Genomic DNA, 9,557 nt, shown 5'->3' with positions numbered 1-9,557 from the left:
ATTGTGAAGAGAAGATTGATCTGGGGGCTTCCAGGTGTTTTGGACTTATGTCCGGAACGTCCGAGCCCAGTTCCTGTGAATCCATGGATGGCCTAGCCGGCCGGATGTGGTGGAGGGATTGGAGGGTGGAAGGAAGCTTGTCGCTCTGGATCGTTTGTTGTTCGTTGCCTTCGGGCTTCGTCTGATAAGCGATCGGATTACCGTTGCCTGACCGCGCGGTATCGGATCCAATCTCGAGAAGCTGGTCTTAAGACAGGCTGCAAGTGGGCTGCTCGGCGTAGCTCCAATAAAGCAGACCTGTCGAACACGTCGATGGCATTGTTGGATTGACTGGGTTGTAAAGGTAACCCGGTCTGTTGTCGTTCCTTTGGGGCGATAGCGAGATGATGAGCATTGGCAATGAGAACGATTAAGTGTCGTAAGGGCATTTGGTGGATGCCTTGGCATGCACAGGCGATGAAGGACGTGATACGCTGCGAAAAGCCGTGGGGAGCTGCGAATGAGCTTTGATCCATGGATCTCCGAATGGGGCAACCCACCTTAAATGCTTGGAAAATCCAAACTGACTGCGGTCGGCTTGGGTTTCCAAGCATTGTGATAAGGTATCTACACCTGAATAAAATAGGGTGTAAGAAGCGAACGCAGGGAACTGAAACATCTAAGTACCTGCAGGAAAGGACATCAACCGAGACTCCGCAAGTAGTGGCGAGCGAACGCGGACCAGGCCAGTGGCAATTGTGATTAAAGTGGAACGCTCTGGAAAGTGCGGCCGTAGTGGGTGACAGCCCCGTACGCGTAGATATCATGATTGTCCTAGAGTAGGGCGGGACACGAGAAATCCTGTCTGAACATGGGGAGACCACTCTCCAAGCCTAAGTACTCGTGCATGACCGATAGCGAACAAGTACCGTGAGGGAAAGGTGAAAAGCACCCCGACAAGGGGAGTGAAATAGAACCTGAAACCGGATGCCTACAAACAGTCGGAGCCCGCAAGGGTGACGGCGTACCTTTTGTATAATGGGTCAACGACTTAGTGTAACAAGCAAGCTTAAGCCGGTAGGTGTAGGCGCAGCGAAAGCGAGTCTGAATAGGGCGATATAGTTTGTTGCATTAGACCCGAAACCGAGTGATCTAGCCATGAGCAGGTTGAAGGTTGGGTAACACCAACTGGAGGACCGAACCCGCATCTGTTGCAATAGATTGGGATGACTTGTGGCTAGGGGTGAAAGGCCAATCAAACTCGGAAATAGCTGGTTCTCCGCGAAATCTATTTAGGTAGAGCGTCGAGCGAATACCCCCGGGGGTAGAGCACTGGATGGGCTATGGGGACTCACCGTCTTACTGATCCTAACCAAACTCCGAATACCGGGGAGTACTACTCGGCAGACACACGGCGGGTGCTAACGTCCGTCGTGAAAAGGGCAACAACCCTAACCTCCAGCTAAGGTCCCCAAGTCATGGCTAAGTGGGAAAGGATGTGAGGATCCCAAAACAACCAGGATGTTGGCTTAGAAGCAGCCATCATTTAAAGAAAGCGTAACAGCTCACTGGTCTAAATAAGGGTCTTTGCGCCGAAAATGTAACGGGGCTGAAGCCATGCACCGAAGCTGAGGATGTGTAGCAATACACGTGGTAGCGGAGCGTTCCGTAAGCTGATGAAGGGAGACCTGTGAGGGCTCCTGGAGGTATCGGAAGTGCGAATGTTGACATGAGTAACGATAAAGAGGGTGAGAGACCCTCTCGCCGAAAGACCAAGGGTTCCTGCTTAAAGTTAATCTGAGCAGGGTTAGCCGGCCCCTAAGGCGAGGCAGAAATGCGTAGTCGATGGGAACCACGTTAATATTCGTGGGCCTGGTGGTAGTGACGGATTGCACAAGTTGTTCTGGTTTATTGGATTATCAGGGCAGCGGAGCGGTTCCAGGAAATAGCTCCACCGTATAGACCGTACCCGAAACCGACACAGGTGGTCAGGTAGAGTATACCAAGGCGCTTGAGAGAACTATGTTGAAGGAACTCGGCAAATTGCACGCGTAACTTCGGAAGAAGCGTGACCCCATATGAGGCAACTCTTGTGGGGTGGCACAGACCAGGGGGGTAGCGACTGTTTATCAAAAACACAGGGCTCTGCGAAGTCGCAAGACGACGTATAGGGTCTGACGCCTGCCCGGTGCTGGAAGGTTAAGAGGAGAGGTGCAAGCTTTGAATCGAAGCCCCAGTAAACGGCGGCCGTAACTATAACGGTCCTAAGGTAGCGAAATTCCTTGTCGGGTAAGTTCCGACCTGCACGAATGGCGTAACGACTTCCCCGCTGTCTCCAACATAGACTCAGTGAAATTGAATTCCCCGTGAAGATGCGGGGTTCCTGCGGTCAGACGGAAAGACCCCGTGCACCTTTACTATAGCTTTACACTGGCATTCGTGTCGGCATGTGTAGGATAGGTGGTAGGCTTTGAAGCGGGGACGCCAGTTTCCGTGGAGCCATCCTTGAAATACCACCCTTATCGTCATGGATGTCTAACCGCGGCCCGTCATCCGGGTCCGGGACAGTGTATGGTGGGTAGTTTGACTGGGGCGGTCGCCTCCGAAAGAGTAACGGAGGCGCGCGATGGTGGGCTCAGACCGGTCGGAAATCGGTCGTCGAGTGCAATGGCATAAGCCCGCCTGACTGCGAGACTGACAAGTCGAGCAGAGACGAAAGTCGGTCATAGTGATCCGGTGGTCCCGCGTGGAAGGGCCATCGCTCAACGGATAAAAGGTACGCCGGGGATAACAGGCTGATGACCCCCAAGAGTCCATATCGACGGGGTTGTTTGGCACCTCGATGTCGGCTCATCGCATCCTGGGGCTGGAGCAGGTCCCAAGGGTTTGGCTGTTCGCCAATTAAAGCGGTACGTGAGCTGGGTTCAGAACGTCGTGAGACAGTTCGGTCCCTATCTGCCGTGGGTGTAGGAATATTGACAGGATCTGTCCCTAGTACGAGAGGACCGGGATGGACATATCTCTGGTGGACCTGTTGTCCTGCCAAGGGCATAGCAGGGTAGCTATATATGGACGGGATAACCGCTGAAGGCATCTAAGCGGGAAACCCACCTGAAAACGAGTATTCCCTATCAGAGCCGTGGAAGACGACCACGTTGATAGGCCGGGTGTGGAAGTGCGGCAACGCATGAAGCTTACCGGTACTAATAGCTCGATCGGCTTGATCGTTCTCATTGACTATGCTCATCTCAGGGCGAATGCATCGCATTCCTCCCGACAGAGCGAAGGCGTCAGCCTTTGCGACGGGCCCGGCAAACACGCAAGTGTTTGTCCGGTTTGAGCCTTTGACGTGTTTAAATAAGCAGGCCTTCGGCCTGCACCAGCTTCTCAAACAATTAAGTTGCGCTTTGCCGACCTGGTGGTTATGGCGGGGTGGCTGCACCCGTTCCCTTTCCGAACACGGCCGTGAAACGCCCCTGCGCCCATGGTACTTCGTCTTAAGACGCGGGAGAGTAGGTCGCTGCCAGGTCTGCAAATCGCAACTTCATGAAATCAATCTTCTCATCACAAAAACGGCCCAAAGCCGAACAAAGGGCCGCTCACAAAGCGGCCTTTCGTGTTATAATGCAGTGCAGTCGGTATTTGCCTCTCGGCAAAAACCTGGTACCGCGGGGTGGAGCAGCCCGGTAGCTCGTCAGGCTCATAACCTGAAGGCCGCAGGTTCAAATCCTGCCCCCGCAACCAACTTCCATACACACGCAAAAGCCCGCCTCATGGCGGGTTTTTGCGTTCCTGGGAGCGGTCGCGGGATTCAGCGCGCGGCCGCGGTATCCGTCAGTTCAACCCATTCCGCGCCAGGAATTCCGCCGCCTGCATTGTCTCCAAGGCGCTCGCTGTCTCCCTGAAGTACGGCAAGGCCTGCCAGAGAGTGCGGTCGCCGACGATATAGAAGCGGCGCTTGGCGCGCGTCAGCGCCACGTTCAGCAGGTTCGGCTTCGATGCCGCCCAAGCTGCTGCTCCGCTATGATCGGCATCGGTGCCGAGCACCATGAAAACAATATCTTCCTCCTTGCCCTGGTGGCAATGAGGACGTCGACGATGAAGTCCGTCTGTTCTGCAACCGCCTGTTTGCCCGATACCCTTCCCCTGACGTCGATCCAGGCGCTGTCGCCGTAAAAAGGCGGTGCGTCGCCGGCCGGCCGGCGCTTTTCCAGCCCGAATACCATCTTATTCTGATAGGCGATCCGGTTGGCGAGGCCGAACATCGGATCGATGCAACGCCGATGCACTCTGAGAGGGCAGCCGATCCAAAGCCCGTCCGCTGCCTCGCCGGGAACAGTCGTTCCATAGCGGTTGGCGGCATCGGCGAGCATCTGCACCGACGCCCTGTTCGGCGAATATTGTCCTGCCGCCGTGTGGGCCGAGAGGGCAGAAGCTGCGGTGATCAGCGCGCTCGGAAGGATAAAGACCGGTTCGATCTGCTGGGGATCGCCGATCGCCATGACGCGGCGCGCACGCAACAGGGCTCCGACGGCCGCTTGCGGCACCGCCTGACCGGCTTCGTCGATGAAGACCCAGCCGATCGAACCGGCTTCAAGCCCACGGAACTGCCGGGCGAAGGAGGCGAAGGTCGTCGAGACGATGGGAACGATCATGAAAAGGCTCTGCCAGATCGATGCAATGTGCTCGTCATCAACCGGACGGTTGTTGGAGAGCAGTTTGCTGATGGCGACGATGTTTCCGCCAAAACCTCCGCCCTTTCTGCCAACCTCCGCCAGCCATGCTTCGTGCAGCGCCAATGCTGCTTCCAACAATGCCGACCGCAGGCCCGCCAGTTCGTCCTGACGCCAGAGGCCATCGATCTGGAATCGGTCGGTCTCGAGATCGGCGAGACGCCCGGGCACGGCGGCATGACCGAAAATTTCCCCCAGACGCTCGAATTCCTCTCTTTTTCTCTCCCAGATTTTCTGTCGTGACCGCAGTGCCTGCTCGGCCCACTCATGTCCTCGCAAAGCCTGTTCCCGCTGAGGTCCGTGGGTTTTAGCAAGATGATGGTCACAGTCCGCCAATGCCTCGCGCAACTCCAGCTGCCGGCGCGCATTGACGCCGACATCCTGCCGGTGCTGCCGGGCGGGGCTGCTCGGCATCACCCGCTCCCACCAGGCAGGCGCGCTGCGGTCGAGCAGCTGTTCCACCTCCTTCAGATCCGACAATTCTTCCCTGATCTGGAGCATTTCCGCCGCCACCATATCGCAGCGCTCCTGCGCGCGCCGAAGTTCGGCGGCGGCTGCCGCCACCCGTTCAAGAGCGTCGCGGCAGAATGCATCCTGCGAAACCAGGGCGATGTCGTCTTGGAGATCGGCATAGCGTGCATATTGACCGATCCTGTCGCGAACCCGCTCATCGGTGGCACGAAAAGCCGCCGATGCCTCGGCGAAGCTCGGCCCCTCATAACCTTCTCGCCATTCCCAGATCGTCTGTGGCTTGGCCGCACCGGACCAGCCGGGGTTCGGCCTTTCGGGAATCTCCATGAAGGCGAAACGCTCCTTGAAGGCTCGCCGGTTCCTGGCGTTGCCGAGCGCGCAGGCAATTAGCCCCCAAGGGCGGTCGCCGTCGGAGAGCTTGACGGCGGCGCCATTGTCCTTTTGGCAAGCAATCTTGTGCGCGACGGTCTGCAGATATTGGAGTGAAGACGTCCTGGCAATCGAGCTTCGCTTGGGAAGGTCGCGCGAGATATTCTCCACGGCGGCATTGTTGGAGGAGGCGACGACCATTTCAAAACCGGCAAGGGCCGGGATCAGCGCCGATATCGAGGCGGTGCTGCGGTCTGCGAAGATGACGCGGCGCGGCGATCCGTCAAAAGCATCGCGCGCCGTCTTCAAGGAGGAGAGCACGCGGGCGCGCCGAACGATATTATCCGCGAACATGTCGCGAAGCAGGGTCGTCTTGCCCGTTCCCGGCGGGCCATTGACCGAGAAAAGTCCGGTATCCGAAAGCTCGCCGATCGCCGAGTTGATCGCGAACTGCTGCATGAGGCTCATCGCGTGATGTGGTTCGCCGAGCCAGCGTCCGCGGTTGATATTTCCTGGATGCAAGGCCCGAACGATCGCCCTCCGCCCGTCCTCCGAATAGAGGTCGATCCGCTTCTCCGGGGCAAGCGGGGTGAGATAGCGCCTGAGCGGCTCGGGAATATCGCCGTGTTTGACGCGCGTCATCGCCCGCTCGATATCCTCGATGAAGAAGCTGTTCAGGATACCGATCTCTTCCTCAACGCTTGCACTCTCATCCTCCTCATCGTCGGCATCGGGCGCATGGCTCTCCTGCTGCGGCGGCAGCGAAAGGACCTCAGGCCTTTCCGTCCGGTCTTTGTAGCGGATTTCAACGGCGGCGATGGGCTTCTCCTGACGCGAGGCAAAGCTCGCCCAATCGCAGAGCAATTCATGCAGCGTCAGGATTTCGCCGGCATCGAGTGGCTGACCGGCACCGTCGTCGAAGGATGAAGTTCTCAGCTGTCGCTGCGCCCGAAAATTCTGAAGCAATTCCGTCAGTTGCCGCTTGCTGTCGGAAAATGCTTCGTGGCTGAGCGAGGAGAGGCCGGATTCGCGCAGGCGTCCCAAAGCCCATGGAAGCGTGGAAACGGAAAATGTTTCGAAGATCGGCTGTCCGAGGGGTGTCAGCTGCAGGCTGGCAAAGCAGGTATCGCCATCGAGATCGCCGCGTTCGACATCCTCATATTCGGCGATACCGGTCGCAACGCTATCGAAGTGCCTGCGGACAGCGGTCATTTCGGATTTGCTGAAAACGCCGAGGAACAGGGTAAAACCCGTGATTTGCTTCTCCTCGGGGATCGCTGGACGGCTGAGCGCGGCGCCGTCATCATCGAGCGTCCTTGCATGCAGCCAGAAGACGCTTCGTCCTTCACCTGCGACGATACGGCTGGAGAGATCATAGGGAATGAAGAACTCGATCTTGTGCCAGAAATCGAGAATGGCCAGAAGCCGTTCCCTTTCGGCGCCGTCCGCATGGGTCTGCATGAGGTTCCACTGAGGCGTTGCAATGAGGCTTGCGCCTCTTTTAACAATGATCGCAGCTCAAAATCAAAGACCACGTCCAGGAACTGCCCGAACGCATTGTCGCCGCCGGCGTTCCGTTAGTGCAGACGCGGCCGGCGCCGTTCGCTGAATTGTCGTGCCGGGTTCCAGCGGGCGATGGTCTCGGGCACGACACCCGTCTTCTGAGAGGCGGGCTCGGCACGCGCCTGGATCCTTTCGAGGGCGGCATTTGCCTTGACAACATAGTCGAGCGCGGCCGGATCGTCCGAATGCACCTCCCGGATCGCGGCGAAAGCCGCCTCCGCCTCGGCCAGCCGTTTGCTGGCTGCAAGAGCAACGCCGCGCTTATAATGCGCCTGGATCAGGTGCGGCCCGGCCTCGCCGACCCGGCGGAACGTCTCCGCGGCCTGGTCGTATTGACACAGGGCAAGCTGCGCGTCGCCAACCCGCATCTGGATAGGTGTCGGATCGGGCGCCTGCTCGGCGAGAACCTGATAGGCAGCCAGTGCCTCCGTCAGCTTGCCCCGGTCGAACAGCAGATTGGCGAGACCGAATCCCGCGCCGGTATGGTCTGGAGCCGATTGCAGGACCTGATTGAAGGCAATCTCCGCTTTGCCGCGGGCACCGTTGCGGTACATAGCGAGCGCCTGTTCGTAGACGAAACGAACGCTGCGCGGGTTGAGCGCGCCATGCAGGTTCTGGCCATTGCGGGTGCGGAACAGGGTGCAGCTGATCCGCTTTTCCTCGGCCCCGAACATATATTTATAGGGCTCGTTTCCGCGCAGGAAGTCATAGGTCTTGAAGCCGTGCTCGATCGCCCGCCGGATGCAGTAGCCATGCAGGATGAGACCGGGCGATGGCGTTTTCCAGGTCTCGTCGCGGCCGGTGACATAGAAGAGGATCGCCTTCTTCTGCCGGTCGACGATATTCGCCAGCGCGCCGAGCGGCTGATCGCCATGCCAGAAGACCGGTACCTCGAGATTGCCGCTGGTGAAGCAGTCCATCAGCATTTCGCGGGTGGTGATGATCAGCCGCTCGGTTCGCTCGGCGCCTTTGCGGGCGCTCCACTTGGTCCGCCAGAGATCGAAGAGAATGTCGAGGTCGCGATCAATGGTCACGGGGGTCGCCATCGTGATGCGGTAGATGTCGTCTCCTTCGACCTTGCGCAGGAACCTCCTGAGCTTCTGGCGCGTCTGGCTGCTCATGCGCTGTTCTAGATAATCGTCGAAGCTTGCCGGCAGGGGAACGATCGGGCAGATCGTATTGTCGATGTTCTTACTGTTTCTGGGCGAACTGTCGCGAAACATCACCTTCGGCCCCTTCAGCGCCTCGATCATCTTCTCGCGCCGCCCGGCGGGACCGCTGAAATATTCGAGCTTCAGATCGGTCCAGTTCTGATGTTTGAGAAACGAAGCAAAGCCGGCAATGGCATGATGCTCATAATCCGGCCTGACGATGAAGCCGGTATAATCGGCTGCAAAATTCCCAGCCATGATGATCTCGTCGTAGAAGAGCCCGGTCTTCTCGTTCAGGTGCGTAATGAGGCGCAAGGGAAAAAAAGCAACATAGGGTGCTTCGGGATCGCGTTCGCGGAGCGCCAGTATGAACCAGCGCCGCCGCCGCGAAAGATAATTCTTCAGCCATATCCAGGAGAGGAAATGCTGCGCATCGGGATCTTCCATGAAGACCTGATCCCAGTTGTCGCGCACCGCATCGAACCCGGCAATGGTGTCGATAATATCTATGCGCATGGCCGCCCCCCAATACCCCATACGTTACTCGGGAGCTTTCATTCTAATGGGAAACACCGATCTTCAAATAAACCGTCCGGATGATTTGCTGCGCTTAAATAGGATTAATTGTGAGCCGGCAAATAACCCACAATTGGAAACTGTTTCTGATGAAAATTCAAAGGCATGGATCTAACCGCGCTGCGTGGAGAGCGACGCTTCAATTCATGTCGCGTGAAAGTGTGCAACCGTTGGCAACACCCCATCCATACGGATTAGATCAGAGTTCGCCGGAAATCCGCGGGCTCGCATGGATGAAGGCCCAGAGCGCTCGGCTGATGTCGACGATTTCGGCAATCGACTTCTCCAGAAGGTCGATCTCGCGTGCATCCATCTGCTCGATCTTGCCGTAGCGGATCTCCTTGTCGTCCTCGACCAGCCGCATCAGCTGGGTGCTCGAGATCTCTCCCTTCTCGTCGAAGGAATAGATGCAGTGATTGTATTTGTTGCGGGTCTTCGATTCCTTCTTCAGCCGCGCCATGGCTGAAAGGATCGCCTTCCGGTCGGAAGCCGAGGTCGAGGCGAGTTTTGCAAGCCGTTCGATCAGATCCATCCGTGCGCGGGTCGTGTTGAGTGTCAGGAAGACGACGATTGCCGCCTCCTTTTCGACCCGCAGGAGATGGGCAATGATGTAGATCAGCAGGCTTTCGGTGTTCGTCCAGACATAGTTCAAGCGCCCGACCCGCAGCAGAACATCGGACATCGCCGCCATGCTCACCCTCTTCTTCCCCTAAGG

The 9,557-nt window shown here is 57.7% G+C and carries 2 protein-coding genes, 1 tRNA gene, 2 rRNA genes and 1 pseudogene; 3 read left to right on the top strand and 3 right to left on the bottom strand.

Annotation, left to right across the window (positions count from 1 at the left end; all coding sequences use genetic code 11):
- The first annotated feature begins 407 nt into the window (after positions 1-407).
- The 3 genes from FFM81_RS20820 to FFM81_RS20810 all read left to right on the top strand — a co-directional run bounded on the left by FFM81_RS20820 (position 408) and on the right by FFM81_RS20810 (position 3,723).
- Positions 408-3,207 (top strand): 23S ribosomal RNA (locus FFM81_RS20820).
- Positions 3,208-3,393: 186 nt separating this feature from the next.
- Positions 3,394-3,508 (top strand): 5S ribosomal RNA (gene rrf / locus FFM81_RS20815).
- Positions 3,509-3,646: 138 nt separating this feature from the next.
- Positions 3,647-3,723, top strand: a tRNA-Met gene (locus FFM81_RS20810).
- 90 nt (positions 3,724-3,813) lie between these two features.
- Here FFM81_RS20810 and FFM81_RS20805 read toward each other — a convergent pair.
- From FFM81_RS20805 to FFM81_RS20795, 3 genes and pseudogenes are all read right to left on the bottom strand, one after another.
- Positions 3,814-7,013: pseudogene (locus tag FFM81_RS20805) on the bottom strand (DEAD/DEAH box helicase).
- A gap of 116 nt (positions 7,014-7,129) precedes the next feature.
- On the bottom strand, positions 7,130-8,782 hold the full coding sequence (locus FFM81_RS20800) for a GNAT family N-acetyltransferase (RefSeq protein WP_138386085.1): 1,653 nt from the start codon (positions 8,780-8,782) through the stop codon (positions 7,130-7,132).
- A gap of 259 nt (positions 8,783-9,041) precedes the next feature.
- The gene (locus FFM81_RS20795) at positions 9,042-9,533 is read right to left on the bottom strand and encodes a hypothetical protein (protein ID WP_003571334.1); all 492 of its coding nucleotides are present in this window, start codon (positions 9,531-9,533) and stop codon (positions 9,042-9,044) included.
- Positions 9,534-9,557: the final 24 nt, after the last annotated feature.

Origin of the sequence: Rhizobium hidalgonense (genome assembly GCF_005862185.2) — a bacterium.
Taxonomy (GTDB): Bacteria; Pseudomonadota; Alphaproteobacteria; order Rhizobiales; family Rhizobiaceae; genus Rhizobium; species Rhizobium hidalgonense.
The sequence above is the reverse complement of the archived record's forward strand: the minus strand, read 5'-3'. Positions and strand labels throughout refer to the sequence as shown.